General features: G+C 76.1%; 18 protein-coding genes and 2 tRNA genes. 13 read left to right on the top strand and 7 right to left on the bottom strand.

Features of this window, described 5'->3' with window-relative positions:
* Positions 1 to 23: 23 nt before the first annotated feature.
* Complete coding sequence (locus ACI79U_RS17755; RefSeq protein WP_457070575.1) at positions 24 to 539, bottom strand: MarR family winged helix-turn-helix transcriptional regulator; 516 nt, start codon at positions 537 to 539, stop codon at positions 24 to 26.
* A gap of 54 nt (positions 540 to 593) precedes the next feature.
* The gene (locus tag ACI79U_RS17750; protein ID WP_457070577.1) at positions 594 to 1,835 is read right to left on the bottom strand and encodes a hypothetical protein; all 1,242 of its coding nucleotides are present in this window, start codon (positions 1,833 to 1,835) and stop codon (positions 594 to 596) included.
* 222 nt (positions 1,836 to 2,057) lie between these two features.
* On the opposite strand from ACI79U_RS17750, the gene ACI79U_RS17745 reads away from it, so the two are divergent.
* Positions 2,058 to 3,344, top strand: coding sequence for an alpha-hydroxy-acid oxidizing protein (locus ACI79U_RS17745; protein ID WP_457070579.1), 1,287 nt, complete (start codon positions 2,058 to 2,060; stop codon positions 3,342 to 3,344).
* Positions 3,345 to 3,497: 153 nt separating this feature from the next.
* Positions 3,498 to 4,409: a universal stress protein gene (locus tag ACI79U_RS17740; protein ID WP_457070581.1), complete on the top strand. Its 912-nt coding sequence runs from the start codon at positions 3,498 to 3,500 to the stop codon at positions 4,407 to 4,409.
* A gap of 130 nt (positions 4,410 to 4,539) precedes the next feature.
* On the opposite strand, the gene ACI79U_RS17735 is transcribed toward ACI79U_RS17740, so the two are convergent.
* The 4 genes from ACI79U_RS17735 to ACI79U_RS17720 all read right to left on the bottom strand — a co-directional run bounded on the left by ACI79U_RS17735 (position 4,540) and on the right by ACI79U_RS17720 (position 9,099).
* Positions 4,540 to 7,365, bottom strand: coding sequence for a transglycosylase domain-containing protein (locus tag ACI79U_RS17735; protein ID WP_457070583.1), 2,826 nt, complete (start codon positions 7,363 to 7,365; stop codon positions 4,540 to 4,542).
* A 212-nt stretch (positions 7,366 to 7,577) separates the two neighbouring features.
* Positions 7,578 to 7,650 (bottom strand) — tRNA-Arg (locus ACI79U_RS17730).
* A 19-nt stretch (positions 7,651 to 7,669) separates the two neighbouring features.
* Positions 7,670 to 7,759 (bottom strand) — tRNA-Ser (locus ACI79U_RS17725).
* Between the two features lie 128 nt (positions 7,760 to 7,887).
* Positions 7,888 to 9,099, bottom strand: coding sequence for an MFS transporter (locus ACI79U_RS17720; protein WP_457070585.1), 1,212 nt, complete (start codon positions 9,097 to 9,099; stop codon positions 7,888 to 7,890).
* Positions 9,100 to 9,207: 108 nt separating this feature from the next.
* On the opposite strand from ACI79U_RS17720, the gene ACI79U_RS17715 reads away from it, so the two are divergent.
* The 9 genes from ACI79U_RS17715 to ACI79U_RS17675 all read left to right on the top strand — a co-directional run bounded on the left by ACI79U_RS17715 (position 9,208) and on the right by ACI79U_RS17675 (position 16,331).
* Entirely contained in the window at positions 9,208 to 9,738 is a 531-nt protein-coding gene (locus tag ACI79U_RS17715; protein ID WP_457070587.1) for a CGNR zinc finger domain-containing protein, read from the top strand.
* Positions 9,738 to 11,237 carry a phosphatase PAP2 family protein gene (locus tag ACI79U_RS17710; protein ID WP_457070589.1) on the top strand — a complete coding sequence of 500 codons (1,500 nt, stop codon included), beginning with the start codon at positions 9,738 to 9,740 and terminating at the stop codon, positions 11,235 to 11,237. Before ACI79U_RS17715 ends, ACI79U_RS17710 begins: the two co-directional genes overlap by 1 nt.
* Positions 11,238 to 11,392: 155 nt before the next feature.
* Positions 11,393 to 11,662 (top strand): acyl carrier protein, encoded by a 270-nt coding sequence (locus tag ACI79U_RS17705; protein WP_457070591.1) that lies wholly within the window; start codon positions 11,393 to 11,395, stop codon positions 11,660 to 11,662.
* A complete protein-coding gene (locus tag ACI79U_RS17700; protein ID WP_457070593.1) occupies positions 11,659 to 12,915 on the top strand; it encodes an AMP-binding protein in 1,257 nt (418 codons plus the stop codon). The genes ACI79U_RS17705 and ACI79U_RS17700 overlap by 4 nt, the downstream gene beginning before the upstream one ends.
* Positions 12,912 to 13,637, top strand: a complete 726-nt coding sequence (locus tag ACI79U_RS17695; protein ID WP_457070596.1) for an SDR family NAD(P)-dependent oxidoreductase — start codon at positions 12,912 to 12,914, stop codon at positions 13,635 to 13,637. The genes ACI79U_RS17700 and ACI79U_RS17695 overlap by 4 nt, the downstream gene beginning before the upstream one ends.
* A gap of 28 nt (positions 13,638 to 13,665) precedes the next feature.
* On the top strand, positions 13,666 to 14,235 hold the full coding sequence (locus tag ACI79U_RS17690; RefSeq protein WP_457070597.1) for a serine O-acetyltransferase: 570 nt from the start codon (positions 13,666 to 13,668) through the stop codon (positions 14,233 to 14,235).
* 178 nt (positions 14,236 to 14,413) lie between these two features.
* Positions 14,414 to 14,602: a hypothetical protein gene (locus tag ACI79U_RS17685; protein ID WP_457070599.1), complete on the top strand. Its 189-nt coding sequence runs from the start codon at positions 14,414 to 14,416 to the stop codon at positions 14,600 to 14,602.
* Positions 14,603 to 14,742: 140 nt separating this feature from the next.
* Entirely contained in the window at positions 14,743 to 15,291 is a 549-nt protein-coding gene (locus ACI79U_RS17680) for a DoxX family protein (RefSeq protein WP_457070601.1), read from the top strand.
* Positions 15,288 to 16,331, top strand: coding sequence for a PHP domain-containing protein (locus ACI79U_RS17675; RefSeq protein ID WP_457070609.1), 1,044 nt, complete (start codon positions 15,288 to 15,290; stop codon positions 16,329 to 16,331). The genes ACI79U_RS17680 and ACI79U_RS17675 overlap by 4 nt, the downstream gene beginning before the upstream one ends.
* Here ACI79U_RS17675 and ACI79U_RS17670 read toward each other — a convergent pair.
* Positions 16,314 to 17,192: an ATP-grasp fold amidoligase family protein gene (locus ACI79U_RS17670; RefSeq protein ID WP_457070603.1), complete on the bottom strand. Its 879-nt coding sequence runs from the start codon at positions 17,190 to 17,192 to the stop codon at positions 16,314 to 16,316. The two genes, ACI79U_RS17675 and ACI79U_RS17670, sit on opposite strands and share 18 nt — an antisense overlap.
* Positions 17,193 to 17,262: 70 nt before the next feature.
* On the opposite strand from ACI79U_RS17670, the gene ACI79U_RS17665 reads away from it, so the two are divergent.
* Positions 17,263 to 18,414, top strand: coding sequence for a hypothetical protein (locus tag ACI79U_RS17665; RefSeq protein WP_457070605.1), 1,152 nt, complete (start codon positions 17,263 to 17,265; stop codon positions 18,412 to 18,414).
* A 92-nt stretch (positions 18,415 to 18,506) separates the two neighbouring features.
* A complete protein-coding gene (locus ACI79U_RS17660; RefSeq protein ID WP_457070607.1) occupies positions 18,507 to 18,656 on the top strand; it encodes a hypothetical protein in 150 nt (49 codons plus the stop codon).
* Positions 18,657 to 18,772: the final 116 nt, after the last annotated feature.

Here is an 18,772-nt window from a genome sequence, read left to right as displayed (position 1 = left end):
CGGCGGCACGGCGAGTTCGCGCGTCAGCGGGGGCGGCGGGCGGCGGCGGAGACCCGGGCGAGCGCATCGGTGACCACGCCGGCGTCGTCGCCGAGCAGGGTCAGCAGGTGCGCGACCAGGTCGTCGTGCGTCCGGCCCGCGGCACGCACCCGCTCCCGGCCGACGTCGGTGAGCCGGGCGTGCAGCAGCCGCCGGTCGCCGCCGACCCGCTCACGCGTGACCAGCTCCTCGGCGACCAGCCGGTTGACCGTGCTGGTGATGCCCGGCCGGGACAGCCCGACCGCCTCGGCCAGCTCCCCCATCGACGCGCTCTCCCCGGGCGACTCCGCGATCCGGCGGAGCACCTCGAAGCCGGTGAGCGAGACGCCGTGCTGCCGGTGCAGGGCGGAGTCGACCCGGCGGGTGACCCGGTCGTGCACCTGCACGATCCGCAGCCAGGTCTCGGTGGCGGTGGGCCCGGCAGCCGCGAGCCCACTGACGTCCCGCGGCACGCCCCGGGCGGGGGCACCGTCGGATCGCGGGTCGGTGTGCTGCTCCATGGTGGGTCGGGTCCTCCGTGGGCCGGTGGGTGGCTGGGTGGGCGGCGGTGCGCGTCAGTGCGGGGGGCGGTCGCCACCGCGGGAGCGCCGGCGGGCCACGACACCGAGGGTGCCTGCGGTGGCCAGCAGGGCGATGCCGGCGACGAGCGCCGGCGGGGAGCCGGAGTCCTCGGCGACCGGTTGGTCGCGGGCGGCGACCTGGAGGTCCAGCCCGGCGCGGGCCGTCGACCGGCTCCCGACCAGCTCCACCCCGGCGGCGCCGAGGGCGACCTCGCGGGGGATCTGGAGGACCGCCTCCACCCGGCCGTCCGGGTCGGCGGTGACGGTGGCCAGCGGCTCCGCGACGCCGCTCATGAAGACGGTGACCGGTTCGCCGGGCGCGAACCCGGAGGCCCGCACGGTGACCACGCCACCCGGGGCGACGGACGCTGCCGGGCCGTCGGTGGCCGGCGCGGACGTCGGGGGCGGCGGCGGCGCGGTGGTCCCCGGCACACCCGGGACGGGCGCCGGCGCGGGGGGCGGCGGCGCGGGCACCGGGCCGTCCGGCGCCTCGGTCGCCGGCGGAGGCGGAGGCGGAGGCGGCACCGACGCAGGAGCCGACGTCGACGGCGCGGCGGACGACGGGACCGGGGACGACGGCTCGGGCTCGACCGGCTCGGTCGACGGCGGGGCCGAGGACGACGGCGGGGCCGAGGACGACGGCGGGGCCGAGGACGACGGCGGGGCCGAGGACGACGGCGGGGCCGAGGTCGACGGCGGCTCCGACGAGGAGGGCGGTTCCGTGGCCGGCGGCGCGGAGGACGACGGCGACTCCGAGGACGGCGGCGGCTCCGACGACGGCGGCACGGGCTCGACCGGGGCGGACGGTGGCGCGGTGACCGCGGCGCAGTCCTCGGCGCTCGGCCGGGTGTAGGTGCCCAGCTGCACCGGGGCCTCGGCGGTGCCGTCGGGGTCGGTCACCGTGACCGAGACGTCGACGGTGACCCCCCAGTCGACGTCGGAGCTGGTGAGTTCGGCCTGCGCGCCGGCCGGGAGGTCGGCGCTGGCCTGCTCGGTGGCGCCGTCGAACACCAGCGCGACCCGGTGCGGCTCGGACCCGTTGGTGACCAGCACCCGGACGACCGCCGGCCCGCAGCTGGGCCCGTGGGTGATCTGGACGCCGGGGCGGCGGGGGTCGTCGATCGCGGCGGCCGGCGGTGCGAGGACGACGCCGGCCACCAGGGCGGCACCCGCGGCGAGCGCGAACGCGCCGGTCGGGCGCAGTCGACCGCGCCCGGACGGTGTCGTCGTCGGCACTGCTCGCCCCCGTTCTCGCGCGCCCGGCGGACGGCTGTGCCGCTGCTCTGCCCAGGACGTGCCCCGACTATGTCCACAGCCGCCGTTCCGTCGTCCGTTCGTCACACGAGCCCCACGCGTGTCACCGGCGTGTCGGCACCGCCGCGCCGGGGGCCGCTCTCCGGTGCCGGCGAGCGCAGGTCACCGAGAGCCGGGTCACATCCCGCCGCTACCGTGGCCGAGGTGAGCTCAGCGGCCGGCACCGGACGACAGCGGCAGGACACCGTCTACCGGGCGGGCGTCTACGGGCGGCGCCCCCGGGTGCCCACCGTCTACCGGGCGCTGGCCGAACGGGCCCGGCGCCGGCTGGACCCCCGCGCCCACGGCTACGTGGCCGGGGGCGCCGGCGACGAGGACACCCAGCGCGCCGACCGCGCGGCCTTCGACCGCTGGGCGGTGGTGCCGCGGGTGCTGCGCGACGTGAGCACCCGGGACAGCTCGGTCGAGCTGTTCGGCCGACGGCTGCCGGCCCCGGTGCTGCTGGACCCGGTCGGCGCGCTCGAGCTGGTGCACCCCGAGGCCGACCTCGCCGTGGCCCGCGCGGCGGCGGCGCTCGGTGTGCCGATGGTCTTCTCCAACCAGGCGTCGGTGCCGATGGAGACCACCGCCGCGGCGATGGGCGACAGCCCGCGCTGGATGCAGCTGTACTGGTCGACCTCGGACGAGCTGGTGGCGAGCCTGCTGGACCGGGCCGAGGCCAGCGGCTGCGAGGCCGTCGTCGTCACCCTGGACACCACGATGCTCGGCTGGCGCCCGCGCGACCTGGACCTGGGTCACCTGCCCTTCGCGCTGGGCAAGGGGATCGCGCAGTACACCTCCGACCCGGTGTTCCGCCGGCTGGTCGAGGAGCGGGCCGCGGCGGCCGGCACCCCCCGCGACCCCCAGCCGAGGCCCACGCTCGCCGCCGTCCGCGCGCTGGTCGGCATGGCCCGCGCCTGGCCGGGGCCGCTGGTGGAGAACCTGCGCTCCCCGCTCCCCCGGGCCGCCGTGGAGACCTTCCTGGCCATCTACTCCCGGCCCTCGATCACCTGGGCCGACCTCGCCTGGCTGCGCGAGCGCACCCGGCTGCCCATCGTGCTCAAGGGCGTGCTGCACCCCGACGACGCGCGGCGGGCGGCCGACGAGGGCGTCGACGGCCTGGTGGTCAGCACCCACGGCGGGCGGCAGGTCGACCGCTCGATCGCGGCGCTGGACGCGCTGCCCGGCGTCGTCGCCGCGGTCGGCGACCGGATGCCGGTGCTGTTCGACAGCGGGGTGCGCAGCGGCGCCGACGTGCTGGTGGCCGTCGCGCTCGGCGCCCGGGCGGTGCTGCTGGGCCGGCCGTGGGTGTGGGGGCTGGGGCTGGCCGGCGAGGACGGCGTCCGGCAGGTGGTCGAGGACGTGCTGGGCGAGTTCGACCTCACCCTGGGCCTGACCGGCCACACCGCCGTCGACCAGCTCACCCCCGAGGTGCTGGTCCGCCGGCCCTGAGCCGCGGGTGCGCGGCTGTCGGGGTGACCGGCGAGGCCGTCCGCCCGGCAGCCGCGCGACGACGGTCCGGGTGGTCAACGGCGCACCGACGCGGCACAGTGCCCTGGTGCCCGAACCGTCGTTGCGCGCCCCGTCGCTCCGGACGACGTGCCGGTGACGGTCCTGCTGGGCTGGAAGGCCGCCGAGCACGGCAGCGGGGACGACGCCGCACTGCAGCTGGCCGCGGGGCTGGCGCTGGTCGAGGACTCGCCCGCCGTGGTGGCGACCGTGGTGCCGCCGGGCCCGATCAGCGCGATCGCCTCCCGCATCGACCGGGAGTACCTGCAGTGGCGGGCGGCGCTGACCGTGACCCGCCAGGCCGAGGCGGTGACCGGGTTGCGCCGGGCCGGGGTCGACGACGTCCGCACCGCGGTGGTGCCGGGGGCGTCGGTGCCCGCAGGACTGATCGAGTCGGTGCACCGGTACCGGGCGCGGGTGCTGGTGCTGGGGGTCTCGGCCGCCTCGACGCCGGGCCGGTTCACCACCGGGTCGGTGGCCGAGCAGCTGCTGCGCAGCTCCCCGGTGCCGCTCGCGCTGGCGCCGCGGGACTGGGCCGGGCCGGGGCGACCGAACCGGCTGACCTGCGCGTGGGCGGGGACGGCGCGCTCGCGCGAGGCGCTGGCCACCACCCGGGCGGCGGCCGCACGCTGGGGAGTGCCGGTGCGGATGGTCACCTTCGTGCCCGAGCGGGCGGCGACACTGCCCTCGGAGACCGGGCCGCGGGTCGAGCAGCTGGTCGGCGAGGAGTGGGCCGGGCAGGCCCGCGGATCGCTGGAGGAGGTCGTCGGGAGCTGGCCGGGCCCGGGCCCCGCCCCGGAGACGGTGCTGGCCCGCGGCGCCGGGTGGGCCGGTGCGGTGGCGGCCGTGCCGTGGGAGCCGGGTGACGCGCTGGTGATCGGCTCGTCGCGGCTCGGCCCGCCGGCCCAGGTCTTCCTCGGGTCGACGGCGACGGAGATCGTGCGCGTCACGCCGGTGCCGGTGCTCGTCGTCCCGCGCGGCGCGGACGGCACGCCGTCACCCTCTTGACGCCACTGAGTGAGCTGGCTCACAGTCAGGTGCGGGCGGGGGAAGCCGGCTACCAATGGCCACCCACTGCTGGGTGGACCGACCAACGCGGCCAGACCGTCAGGACCGGCCCCCCGCCCGCCAACTCCGATCAGCCGCTCGTCGCCGCGCCCTCTCCTTGCCCCGAGGGGGACGCGGCGGTCGGCTCCAGCGTGGGCTCGGGCGTGGGCTCGGACTCGGGGGCGGGCTCCGGCTCGGGCGTGCGCTCCGGCTCGGGCGTGGGCTCCGGCTCGGGCGTGGGCTCCGGCGTCGGCTCGGGCGTGGGCTCCGGCGTGGGCTCGGGCGTCGGCTCCGGCGTCGGCTCGGGGGCGGGCTCCGACTCGGGCATGGGCTCCGGCTCCGGCGTCGGCTCCGGCGTGGGCTCCGGCGTGGGCTCCGGCGTGGGCTCCGGCGTGGGCTCCGGCGTGGGCTCCGGCGTGGGCTCGGGCGTGGGCTCGGGAGCCGGCTCGGACTCGGGAGCCGGCGGGGCAGGCTCGGGCGACGGGGTGGGCTCCGGTGCCGGGGCGGGCGTGGGTGCCGGGGCGGGCTCCGGCGCGGGCTCCGGCGCGGGCGTTCGCGTCGGAGTCGGCTCCGGGGTCGGCTCGGGGGTCGGCGAGGGGCGCGGAGGGCTGTACCGGGAGCCGTTGCTCACCAGCACCACCACCTGCTGCCCGGGCGGCAGCGGTGTCCCGGCGCCGGGCCGCAGCCCCACGACGCGACCGGCCGGCACCGCGGCATCGACCACCCGGCGCACCGGCTCGTAGCCCGCCTCGGCCAGCAGCGACTGGCAGGCGCTCGCACCGTTGGTGACGCAGCCACCGGGGACCGCGGCGCGCGCACCGCGCAGGTACTCGGGGTCGGCCGGCGGGAAGGGCGCGACGGGGCGATCGGAGAGCACCGGCGTCATCGCCTCCCGCCAGATGGTCGCCGGGATGCCGCCGCCGAACCCGCCGACGTCCCGGTTCTCCTTCGGGTCGTAGACCATGACGCCGGCGGCGAACTCCGGGGTGTACCCGACGAAGGTCGCCGAGTAGTTGTCCTGCGAGGTGCCGGTCTTGCCGGCGATCTCGTGGCCGGGCACGTACGCGCGGCGGCCGGTCTGGCCGGCGTGGCCCGGCTCGACGTCCTTGCGCAGCGCCTGGCTGATGGTGGCGGCGATGCCCGGCGCGATCGCCTCGGGCGTGCACTCCGGCTGCCCGCCCAGCGGCTGCCCCTCCGGACCGGTCAGCGGCTGCCCCGTGCGGTCGAGCACCTCCTCCACCAGCAGCGGCCGGCAGGCGGTGCCGCCGGCGGCGAGGGTGGCGTAGGCGTTGGTCAGCGCGAGCGGGCTGGTCGCCTCGGCACCGAAGGTGAACGACCCGCGGTTCTCGGCCACCACCTGGTCGGCCACCGGGTCGAGGCTGCGCAGCCCTATCCGCTGGGCGGCTCGGACCGGTGCCTCGACGCTGCCCAGCAGGTCCTCCAGCGCCAGGAAGTAGGTGTTGGAGGAGCGGTAGAGCGCCTCCTCCATGTCCAGCCGGGACGGGTAGCGGCCGGCGTTCTGCACCTCGTAGGGCTCGTCACCGTCCCGGTAGACACCGGAGACGTACGGGTCGGAGGTGCGCAGCTCCAGGTCCAGGCCGTAGCCGGCCTCCATCGCGGCCACCGCGGTGAACACCTTGTAGGTGGAGCCGGTGCCCTGCCCCGCGACGGCGGGGAGGTCGAGCGTGGTCTGCGCCGGGTCGCTCTCGTCCAGGCCGAACTCGCGGTTGACCGCCATCGCCAGCACCCGGCCGGTACCCGGCTGCACGGCGACGAAGATGCCGGCCCGCGGGTCGTCGGTGGCCAGGGCCTGCCGGACGGCGGCATCGCCGGCCTGCTGCAGCGCGGGGTCCAGGGTCGTGCGGACGGTGAGCCCGCCGGCCTGCAGGCGCTCGCGGGTGAGGCCGTAGCGGTCGGCCAGGACGCCCAGCAGGTGGCCGCAGAAGAAGTCGCCGATCCGCGCGTCGGCGCAGCCGTTGGGCGGGGTACCGCCGTCGACGATGCCCAGCGGCTCGGCGCGGGCGGCCACGGCGGCGGCGGGGTCGAGCAGCCCGACCTCGGCCATCCGGGTGAGCACCAGGTCGCGGCGGCCGATCGCCCGTTCCGGGGCGGTCAGCGGGTCGTAGGCGGAAGGGCTGCGGACCATCGCGGCCAGCAGGGCCGCCTGCGCGGCGGTCAGCTGGTCGGGGGTGGTGGCGAAGTAGCGCTGCGCGGCGGCGGCGATCCCGTAGGCGCCGTTGCCGTAGTAGACGGTGTTCAGGTACCGGGTGAGGATCTCGTCCTTGCTGTAGCGCTGCTCGAGGGCCAGTGCGATCTGCGCCTCGCTGAGCTTGCGGCCGAGGGTGTCGGCGGTGGCGTCGGCGCGGCCGGCGGCGTCCTCCGCGGTCTGCAGCCGCAGCTGCTTGACCAGCTGCTGAGTGATCGTCGAGCCACCCTCGGCGACCTCGCCGGCGACGATGTTCTTCAGCAGCGCCCGGGTCAGCCCCCGGGGGTCGACGCCGGGGTGGTCACGGAAGCGCGCGTCCTCGATCGCCACCAGGGCGTCCTTCGCCACCTGGGCGATCTGCTCGCCCGGGACGGGGGTGCGGTTGCGCCGGTAGAACTCGGTGATCAGCGAGCCGTCCGCGGCGAGCACCCGGGTGTTGCCGGGTAGCCGGTCGTCGACGGCCGGGTCCTCCACCGGCTGCACCAGCGCACCGCCCTGCTTGGCGGCCAGGCCCACGCCGGCCAGCCACGGGGCCAGCACGCCGGCGACGAGCCCACCGGCCACCACGACGGCCAGCAGCAGCCGCAGCAGCACCCCGGCAGTTCCCCGCCGACCACCGCGCGCGGACCCAGGGTCCGGCGGCAGTCGCCGCTGCGACTCCTCGGCGATGACCCACACCCCCGGCGCCTCGACGAGTGGGCGGAGGCCCACGGGACCCAGGTGCACTGCTCGGCAGGACCGCCCAGGATGCGTGCGTGCGGCGATCGCAACGAGACCGTCATGTGCCGCGGGCAGTCTGACGGCCGTGCCGGAGGTCGAGTTCGACGTCGGCACCGGCTACCCGCTGGACCGGCCGGGGCCCGGACAGACGAACGGCCCCGCTCTCCGAGGAGAACGGGGCCGCGCGCTGTCTCAACCAGACGTGCACCCGAAGGGACTCGAACCCCTAACCTTCTGATCCGTAGTCAGATGCTCTATCCGTTGAGCTACGGGTGCGTGCTGTTCAGTTGTTGCGCGGAGGCTCCGGGATTTGAACCCGGGATGGGGGGTTACCCCAAACCGCATTAGCAGTGCGGCGCCATAGACCGGACTAGGCGAAGCCTCCCGGGTTCCGAGTACACCCGGAACCACCGAGAAAGAAGACTACCAGCGCCTCCCGGGGAGCCCCAACGAGGGTCCCCGGGGCCCGCCGTACCCGAGCCCCACACCCTCCTCAGCACACCCGCAGGTGCCTCAGGCGTGGACGACGCCCCGCGCCGGCGTCGCGGGCGCCGACGGACGGCGGCCCGGCAGCAGCGTCACCGCCACCGCGACCGCCGCCGCCGCGGTGGCCAGCACCAGCGCGCCGGCCACCCCGGCCGAGGTCTCGATCAGCGCACCGCCGGCCGCCGCGCCGATCGCCGAGGCGCCGAAGGAGACGGTGGAGAGCCAGGTGAAGGCCTCGGTGGTCGCCGACGCCGGGGCGATCGAGCCGACCAGCGAGCTCTGCACGGTCAGCGTGGGGGCGATCGCCGTCCCGCCCAGGAAGAGCAGCACGCCCAGCAGCCACGGGCTGGAGACCGCGGCCAGCGGGGCCAGGCCGACGGTGATGCCGAGCATCCCCCAGCGGTACTGACGGGGCAGCGAGACGCTGAGCACCCGGGCGCCGAACCACAGGCCGCCCAGCGACGAGCCCAGCGCCCACACCGCGAGCAGCACGCCCGACATCCCCGGTGTGCCGGCCGCGGAGGCGAACGCCGGGACGGCGACCTCCAGGGCTCCGATGCCGAGCATCAGTGCCGTGCCGCTGAGCAGCACCCGCGGCATCCCCGGCGTGGTGACGGTGGCGAACAGCCGGCGCGGACCGTCGGCGGCGACCGGCCGCCAGGCACCCATCGCCCGGCTGGTCGCGATGCCCAGCGCGCCGGCCACCCCGAGCACGCCGGCCACGGCGAGCGCGACGGCGGGACGGGCCCAGAAGGTCAGCGCGGCGACGAGCGTGGGGCCGGCGACGAACACCAGCTCGGTCGAGGTGGCGTCCAGCGCGTAGGCGGTCGGGCGCACCCGCGGGTCGACCCGCGACCACAGCGCGCGCACCGTGCCCGACACCAGCGGCGTGCTCGCGCCGATCCCGGCGGCGGCCAGCAGCATCGCCCACGCCGGGGCGCGGCCCAGCACCACCAGTGCCCCCGCCGTGAGCAGCAGCGGGTGGACGACGGACTGGACGAGGAGCACCCGCCGGGGGCTGCGGCGGTCGGCCAGCCGGCCGAGCACCGGGGCCATCACGGCCGTCGCGATCCCGAACATCGCCGAGACCCCACCGGCGATCGCGTACGAGCCGGTCTGCCGCTGCACCATGAGCAGCAGGGCGAGGGGGATCATCGACGACGGCAGCCGGCCGGCGAAGCCGGCCAGCAACAGCACCGGGGCGGACGGGAGCCGCCACACGGCGAGGTACGAACGCATGGCTCCACTCACTCCGGGGTCGTGCGAGGCGGGGAATCGGTAGGCGGTGAACAGATGTTGACCGCCTACAGGTTCCGGAGACTACGGACCGACGGGGTAGGGAGTCAAATGAACTACGACACCTACGGGTCGACAGCGGTGGAACTGGCCATCGACCTGGCCAACGCAGCACTGGACGACCCGGCCGAGGTGCAGCAGTTCCTGGCCGGCCACGACGAGTGGTTCACCGACGGGACGGCGCTCGACCTCACCCCGGAGGAGGCGACGGAGGTGGCCCACACCTCCACCCTCGTGCGCGAGGTGGCGCTGGCCGACAGCGAGCCGACGGTCAGGGAGCGGCTCAACGCCCTGCTCGCCCTCGCCTCACCCCGTCCGTACGCCACCGACCACGACGGCGAGCTCCACCTGCACTACGCCCGGCCCGACGCCGATGCGCTCGAGCAGCTGATCACCACCGTCGCGATGGGCCTGTCCCAGGTCGTGGTGCAGCACGGCTGGCGCCGGCTGGGCGTCTGCTCGGCCGAGGGGTGCGACGACGTCTACGTCGACACCTCGCGGAACGCGAGCCGCCGGTACTGCTCCAACACCTGCGCCAGCCGGTCCACCGTCGCCGCCTACCGCGCCCGCCAGCGCGCCTGATGACGGGCCCGACTGCCCCGCACCGCCCGCACGCCCGCGGCGGACCCCGGCCGGCCGGCCGCGCGAGCAGGTTCCCGGCCCTGGGCTGGGACGCCGACCTGTACGCCCGGATCGGCCGGCTGCCCACCACGCGGGCCGACGGGTGGCTGCGCCGGCTGTCCACCGCCGCCGACCGGGGCGCGCTGTGGCTGGGCCTCGCCGTCGTCCTCGGCCGGCGGGAGGGGCGGCTGCGCCGGGCCGCCGTCCGGGGCGTGGGCTCGCAGCTGGTCTCCAGCGCCCTTGTGAACCTGGTGCTCAAGCGGCTGTTCCACCGGGTCCGGCCCGACCTGACCACCGTCGCCACCTCCCGCGCGCTCCGCCGGGCGCCGCACACCCCCTCCTTCCCCAGCGGGCACGCCGCCTCGGCGGCGGCGTTCGCCACCGGCGCGGCGCTGGAGAGCCCCGCGCTCGGCGCCCTGCTGGCCCCGGTGGCCCTGGGGGTCGGGTACTCCCGGGTGCACGTCGGGGTGCACTACCCGGGCGACGTCGTCGCCGGGTTCGCCGTCGGCTCGACCCTGGCGCTCGCCTCGCAGCACTGGTGGCGGGTGCGGCCCACCCGCCCCGCCCGGGTGCGGCCGGCGGCCGACGCCCCGGCGCTGCCCCGGGGCGCCGGCCTGGTGATCGCGGTGAACCCCCGGTCGGGCCGGGAGGACTACAGCCCGGCCGCGCACATCGCGGAGCTGCTGCCGGCGGCCGAGGTGCTGGAACTGACCCAGGACGCCGGGGTCTCCGAGCTCCTCGGCGCGGCCGCCCGCTCCGGGCGGGCCCGGGCGCTGGGTGTGGCCGGCGGCGACGGCAGCGTCGCCGCGGCCGCGGCGGTGGCCCTGGAGCACGGACTGCCACTGGTGGTGGTGCCGGCCGGCACGCTCAACCACTTCGCCCGCGACCTGGGGGTGGCCACCGCGCCGGAGGCGGCCGACGCGGTGGTGCGCGGAGCCGCGGTCGAGGTCGACGTCGCCGAGGTCAACGGCGTGCCCTTCCTCAACACCGCGAGCATCGGCAGCTACCCGGAGCTGGTCCGCCGGCGCGACCGGCTGGCCGGCCGGCTGGGCAGGTGGGTGGCGCTGACCGTGGCGGCGGCCCAGGTGCTGCGGCACGGCAGCCCGGTGGAGCTGGAGCTCGGCGGACGGCGGGTGTCGGCGTGGATCCTGTTCGTCGGCAACGGCGCGTACGTCCCCCGCGGGCTCTCCCCCGCCTGGCGGCCGCGCCTGGAGGACGGGCTGCTCGACGTGCAGTACCTGCGCGCCGACCTCCGCTTCGGCCGCACCCGCGCGGTGCTGGCCACCCTGCTCGGGATCGGCGAGCACAGCAGCTCCCACGCGGAGTTCCAGGTACCCGAGCTGCGGGTCCGCTCGCTGTCCGGCCCGCAGCAGATCGCCTACGACGGCGAGCGCGGCGAGCGGACCACCGAGTTCCGCTTCACCAAGCGGCAGCGGCTGACCGTCTACTGCGCCCGCTGACCACTCCGCCGAGGCCCCACCCGGGTTGCACGACTCAACCCTCACCCAACTTGAGGTTCTGGGTAAGGTCGCTCAGGGTGAGCAAGGCGGTCGTGGGTACCACCCCTCACCGGCACGTCGCCGCCAGCACTTCCGCCTCACCACAAGGAGGACTCGTGACCGACCCGTCGAGCTTGCGACAGACCGTCATCTCGGAGATCACCGACCTCCTCCAGGAGGAGGGCAAAGAGGTCCCCACCTTCACCGACGACCTGGTCCTGCTGGAGAGCGGACTGGACAGCCTCGGCTTCGCCGTCCTGGTCACCCGCCTCGAGGAGACCCTCGGGTACGACCCGTTCACCGAGATGGACGAGCCGGTGTACCCCAGCACGCTCGGTGACTTCGTGCAGATCTACACGGCTCACGCCCCTCAGCACGCACAGTGAGCAGTCCGACCCAGACCGCAATCGAGGACCTGCAGGGCACCGTTCCGGACGCGCTGCTCTCGGCCGACGGCTTCGGCCTGCGCCGCCGGGTGCCGGCCGGCTCCGTCGTGGTGCTGCGCGCCCGTCGCGCCCGCACGGTCGCCGCCGCGCTGCGCTCGCTCGAGGGCTGGGCCTCCCGGGTCGACCTGGTCGGCACGCTGGAGCCCGACGACGTCCCGGCCGACGCCGTCCAGCTCGACGACACCGCCACCGAGTCCCCGTCGCCCGACCCGGCCGGCACGCTGCCGCCGGACCGCCCCGCGCCGGCGGCCACCCACTGGCGGCTGTTCACCTCCGGCACCACGGGCACCCCCAAGCCGGTCGAGCACACGATGGCGTCCCTCACCCGGACCGTCCGCCGTCCCGGCCCCGACGCGCCCCGCCGCCCCCGCCGCTGGGGGCTGCTCTACGAGCCCACCCGGATGGCCGGCCTGCAGGTCGTCCTGCAGGCGCTGGCCGGCGGTGACCACCTGCTGGACGCCACCGCGCACGCCTCCCTGCCCGACCGCCTCCACTGGCTGGCCGAGCGGTCCGTCGAGGCCCTCTCGGCCACTCCGACGGTGTGGCGTCAGGTGCTGCAGAGCCCCGACCGCGCGGCGCTGCCGCTCACCCAGATCACCCTGGGCGGCGAGATCGCCGACCAGCGGGTCCTCGACGCGCTGGCGCGCACCTACCCGGCGGCCCGCATCACGCACATCTTCGCCTCGACCGAGACCGGTGCCGCCTTCGCCGTCAACGACGGCCGCGAGGGCTTCCCGGTCGCCTACCTGGCCGACCCGCCCAAGGGCGTGCGGCTCGACGTCCGGGACGGCGTGCTCCACGTCCACGCCCCCGACGTCTCCGGAGCCGGCGCCGACGGGTTCGTCAGCACCGGCGACCTCGTCGAGGTGGACGAGGACCGGGTCCGCTTCCTCGGCCGGGCCTCGGGCCTGCTGAACGTCGGCGGCGTGATGGTGTCCCCCGAGGTGGTCGAGGCGGTGCTCCGGAACCACCCGGACGTGACCGACGCGGTCGTCCGGTCCCGACCCAACCCCTTCAGCGGCACGATCCTGGTGGCCGACGTCGTCCCCGGGCCGTCGGCCGACACCAAGGCGCTGCCCGCCCAGTTGCGCGCCGAGGTGGCCGGCCGGCTCTCCTCGGCGCACGTGCCGGCGTCCATCAAGGTGGTGGCCGAGATGGTCACCACCCCCACCGGGAAGGCAGGACGTCGATGACCACCCCCGCAGGACAGGACCTGGTCCTCATCACCGGCACCAGCAGCGGGCTGGGCGCCGCCACCGCGCGGCGGCTGGTCGCCGACGGCTACCGCGTCGTCGGGCTCTCCCGGCGCGACGTCGACCCGGCGGCGATCGGCGAGGGCTACGTGCACCACCGCGCCGACCTGGCCGACCTCGACGGCATCCCGGCGCTGGCCAAGGAGCTCATCAGCACGCACGGGCGCCCGTACGGCCTGGTGAACAACGCCGCCAGCGGGCTCGACGGCCTGCTGCCCACCATGCACAACAGCCAGATCCGCTCGGTCGTCGAGCTCGACCTGCTCGCCCCGGTGCTGCTCACCAAGTACCTGTGCCGCCCGATGCTCTCCGCCGGCCGTGGGCGCATCGTGAACATCTCCTCGATCGTGGCCCGCACCGGCTTCCGCGGGCTGTCGGTCTATGCCGCGGCCAAGGCCGGCCTGGAGGGGTTCACCCGCTCACTCGCCCGCGACCTGGGCGCCCGCGGGGTGACCGTGAACGCGGTCGCCCCCGGCTTCCTCGACACCGCGATGACCGAGGTCCTGGAGTCGGGGAACCTCGACCGGATCAAGCGACGCAGCCCGATGAACCGGTTCGCCACCGCCGAGGAGGTGGCCGCCGCGGTGGCCCACCTGCTCGGGCCCGACTCCTCCGGGACGACCGGCACGACCGTCACCGTCGACGCCGGCTCCAGCGCGTGACCATCCGACGCCCAGAAGGGGATCGACCGTGACCGAAGCGCCCACGCCGTCCGTCCGCGAGCTGATCCGCGAGGACTGGTTGACCCACAACCGCCGGTCGACCGCACCGGGTCTGCACGCCCTCGTTGTGCACCGGCTGCAGATCGCGGTCGCCGACCGACCGGGCCTGGTCGGGAAGGTCCTCCGCACCGTGCTGCACGCGGTCAACATCCTGGTGATCCGCAACGTCTACGGCATCGAGCTCTTCCCGTCGACCGTCGTCGGCAGGCGGCTGCTGCTCCCGCACCACGCGGGCCTCGTCCTGGGCGAGCACGCGACGATCGGCGACGACTGCGTGATCCGCCAGCACGTCACCCTCGGCCAGCAGGGCCCGTCCACGTTCGACCAGCCGACCCTCGGCGACCGGGTCGACGTCGGGCCGGGGGCCACGATCGTCGGGGCCATCACGATCGGGGACGGCGCCCACATCGGCGCGCACGCCCTGGTGCTCAAGAACGTGCCCGCCGGGGCCACCGCCATGGTGTCGCCGGCCAAGGTGCTCCCCGCCCCGCCGTCCGCCGCGCCCCCCGCCGCGGAACGGGACGCCGCGGCCGGCTGACCGCCCGGCCGGGCGGGCAACGGTACGCACCAGCCGTCCACCCGGGCCCCGTGCACCACATCCACCACCGGGACGCCGCACCGAGTCGACAAGTCGCCAAGGGGCTTGGTGCACCTTGGCAATCCCTGCCGGCATTGCGCCCCGAGTACGGGCAGGGTCCTCCACTACAAACAGACACATGATCCTCGCAGTGATCGGCATGACCTGGCTGACCGTGTCTGTCGTGGTGGGTTGCGTGCTCGGCCGGACCATCTCGGTCGCCCACGGCCGCGACGTCGCCCGGGACGACGCCCCGACCCTCGACGGGCGGCCGCTGTACGTCAGCGACATCCTGGCCGCGGAACGGCCGAGCACCCCCGCCAGCTGAGCGGCGGCGGCGCTCGCCCAGCGGAGCGCCGCACACCTCACTACGGTCCGAGGTAGAGGTCTGCGTCCTGGCCGGCGTGGTTGTCCGCGCCACGGCCGGGGCACTGCACCTGCCACGTCACCGATGGGAAGAGGTCGCAGATGTTGGTCCGCCGGATAGCCCGCCCGCTGCTCGCGTCGTCGTTCATCTTCGGGGGGATCGACACCCTCCGGAACCCGTCGAGCCGGGTTCCCGGGGCCACCCCGGTCGTCGAGCAGCTCACCGAGGTCGCCGACAAGCAGCTCCCGGTCGAGGTCCCCAGGGACGTCGAGCAGTGGGTCAAGATCAATGCCGGGGTGCACGTGGGCGCCGGCAGCCTCCTCGCCATCGGTCGCCTGCCCCGGGTCTCCGCCCTGGCGCTGGCCGGCTCGACGGTGTTCACCACCGCGGCCGGCCACCGGTTCTGGGAGCACGAGGACCCGAAGGAGCGCTTCGGTCAGCTCTCGCACTTCCTGAAGAACACCGGCCTGCTCGGCGGGCTGCTGCTCGCCGCCGTGGACACCGAGGGGAAGCCGTCGGTGGGCTGGCTGGCGCGCCGCAGCGCCGAGAAGGCGGTGCACGGCGCCGAGGCCAGCTACGAGCGGGCCTCGAAGCGGGCCGCGAAGGCGCAGAAGCGCGCGGCCAAGCAGACGAAGAAGATCAAGCGCTGACCGAGCAGCTCACCCCCGCGGGCGCGCTCCGGAGGATCGCCTTCCTCCTGGAGCGCGCCCGCGAGCCGTCCTACCGGGTGCAGGCCTTCCGCACCGCGGCCACCGTGGTCAGCGGCCTGGACGACGCCGAGCTCGACCGCCGGGTCGCCACCCGCACCCTCACCGACCTCAAGGGCGTCGGGGACAAGACCGCCGCCGTCGTCGCCGAGGCGCACCGCGGTGAGGTGCCGGCCTACCTGCGCCGGCTCGAGGAGGCGTACGCCGAGCTGGCGCCGCTGGCCGACGACGCCGCTGCGCTGCGGGCCACGCTCAAGGGCGACCTGCACGCCCACTCGGACTGGTCCGACGGCGGCAGCCCGATCCGGGAGATGGCCGAGACGGCGATCGCGATCGGCCACGAGTACCTGGCGCTCACCGACCACTCCCCCCGGCTGACCGTCGCCAACGGGCTCTCGCCCGAGCGGCTGGAGCGGCAGCTCGACGTGGTCGCGGCGCTGAACGAGGAGCTGGCGCCCTTCCGCATCCTCACCGGGATCGAGTGCGACATCCTCGCCGACGGGACGCTGGACCAGACCGACGAGCTGCTGGGCCGGCTCGACGTCGTGGTCGCCAGCGTGCACTCCGAGCTGCGGGCCCCGCGGGCACAGATGACCGAGCGGATGCTCGCCGCGGTCGCCAACCCGCACACCGACGTCCTGGGGCACTGCACCGGCCGGCTGGTGATCGGCCGGCGCCAGCGCAACGGCACCCAGCGGCCGCGCCCGGAGAGCGACTTCGACGCCGAGGCGGTGTTCCGCGCCTGCGTCGAGGCGGGCACGGCGGTGGAGATCAACTCCCGGCCCGAGCGGCTCGACCCGCCGCGCCGGCTGCTCACCCTCGCCGTGGAGCTGGGGTGCGCGTTCGCGATCGACACCGACGCGCACGCACCGGGTCAGCTCGACTGGCAGGACAACGGGTGCACCCGCGCGGTGGAGTGCGGCGTGACCCCGGACCGGGTGGTCAACACCCGCTCCGCCGACGAGCTACTGGCGCACGGCTGACCGGTCGGGCAGCTGCCACCACGACCCGAGCAGCACGTCCAGGCCTGCGTCGAAGCGGTCCAGCCCCCCGCCGGGGTAGGGCGTGAGTTCGCCGAACCAGACCTCGCCGTCGACGTCGTAGAGGTCGACCCGGACGAAGTCGAAGGCCGCCCCCAGCGCCTCGGCCACCGTGATCAGCTCGTCCAGGCAGGCCGGCGGGTCGGTGACCGGGCCGGGAGCGACGTCCTCGGCGACGTCGACCGGTGTCCAGTCCGGGGTGTAGAGCCGCCGCCGGTGGTCACCGGAGCGGCCGGTGTCGACCTGCACCAGCCGCACCCGTCCGCCGAAGACCAGCAGCTTCACGTCGGCCGGCGGCTCCCCTGCCCCCTCCCCTGGCCCTTCTGCCGACCCCTCTCCCGACCCCAGGAACTCCTCGACCAGCAGCAGTCGCCGGGCCTGGGAGTAGACCCACTCGCCGCGGGTCGGGTACAGCGGCTCGTCCAGCCAGCCGGCGGTGACCCGGCGCAGCTGGTCGACGTCGGGCCGGCCGCTGCCCAGGTGCACCCGCATGGTGCCGTGGTTGGGCTTGAGCACCCAGCGGCCGGGCAGGTCCGCCCCGGCCAGGCCGGCGACGTCGGTGCCGGTCCACAGCACCCGCGGGATGCGCAGCGCGGGCAGCACCTCGGCCGCGTGGGCCTTCATCGCGAGCTTGTCGCCGAGCTGCCCGATCAGCGGGCGCCGATCGTGCACCACCCGCCAGTTGACCTTCTCGGTGAAGGTCCGCGGCACCCGGGCGGGCCACCGGCCGTGCGCCCGCCGGAACAGCACGCCCCGCTTGGCCGGCAGCGGCAGGCGGTGGACCACGGCCGGCGGGAGACGCACCGGGACAGTGTGCAGAGCACCGCCGGGAACGGGATCGTAGGGTCGGCGGCGTGCGGACGACGGGAGCCCGGTGCTGACCGACCACCCCACCCCCGGCACCGTCGGCTTCGTCGCCAAGGACCCGTGGCACCCGGCGATCCGCCGCGAGCAGATGATCACCGCCGAGCTGGTGCGCCGGGGCAGCGCGGTGCGGTTCGTGCAGCCGCCGGCCGACTGGCGGCGGGTCCGCACCGACCCCGTCGGCTGGGGGCGGCACCTGCTGCGCGGGCGCTTCCTGCCGGCGGCTCCCGGGGTCGAGGTGACCGAGCGGTCGACCGTGCGGCCCGGCTCGCGCAGCCGGACCGCCGAGGTCGGTGACGCCGCGCTGCTGCGCGGCTTCCTGCGCCGCTCGGACTGGGACCCGGAGCTGACGGTGTTCCAGCTGCCCTGGGACTGGCGGGCGGCGCGCGGGCTGCCCGGCCGGGTGGTGTTCGACTGCACCGACGACTGGGCCCGGCTGCTCCCGCACGCCCGCGGGCTCCCCGACCAGCTCCGCCGGATCGCCGACGAGGCCGACGAGGTGGTGGTCGTGAACCAGGTGCTGGCCGGGCTGTTCCCCGGGCGGACGCCCGTGGTGGTGCCCAACGGCACCGACGAGGCGCTGCTGACCGCGCCGCGCACGGCGGTCCGGGTGCCGCGGTCGGCGGTGTACGTGGGCAGCATCGCCGAGCGGTTCGACGTCGACCTGGTCCGGGCGGTGCTCACCGCCCTGCCGGACTGGACGCTGGACGTGTACGGCCAGCTGGTCTTCTCGCTGCGCGCCCAGCCGGCCCGGGAGCGGTTCCGCGCGCTGGCCGCGGAGTTCCCCGGCCGGTTCCGCCACCACGGCCTGCTGCCCCGCGAGCGGCTGGCCGGCGTGCTCGACGCCGCGGCGGTGGCCCTGGTGCCCGACGTCCCCGGCGTCGCGCTGGGCCAGTCGTCGATGAAGAGCTACGACTACTGCGCGCGCGGGGTGCCGGTGGTCGCCACCGCCGGTCACCTGGAGCACTCCAGCGACGCCCCGCCGCACGTCGCGGTGGTCGGGTCCGCGGCGGAGATGGCCGCGGCGATGGTCGCCGCGGCGGAGGAGCCGGCCGACCGGGCGGCGTCCCGCACGGCCTGGGCCGCCGAGCGCACCTGGGCCCGGCGGACCGACGCCTGGCTGGGCGCGACCCTGGGCCGGCCGGTGGGCAGCCCCGCCTGAGCGCCCGGTGGGACGGAACGTCACGAAGCCGTCACCTGACTGCGCTCGTGTCCGGCCCGACGGCGTCCGCGCAGGCCCTAGCGTGTCCGGGCATGACGCAGACCACCGAGCTCGCGCCGGAGACCGTCGACCCGGCGATCGTCCTCGCCGACGCCCTGCAGTCGGGCTTCGCCGAGCAGCGGGAGTGCCACCAGCGCGCCACCGGGCGGCTGGCCGAGCGGGTCGTCTCCGGCGACCGCTGACCACTCCCGGGGGGGGGGGGGGGGGGGGGGGGGGGGGGGGGGGGGGGGGGGGGGGGGGGGGGGGGGGGGGGGGGGGGGGGGGGGGGGGGGGGGGGGGGGGGGGCGGGGGGGGGGGG

The sequence above is a fragment of the Modestobacter sp. SYSU DS0904 genome, assembly GCF_054051115.1.
This window is presented reverse-complemented; position numbering and strand designations above follow the sequence as displayed.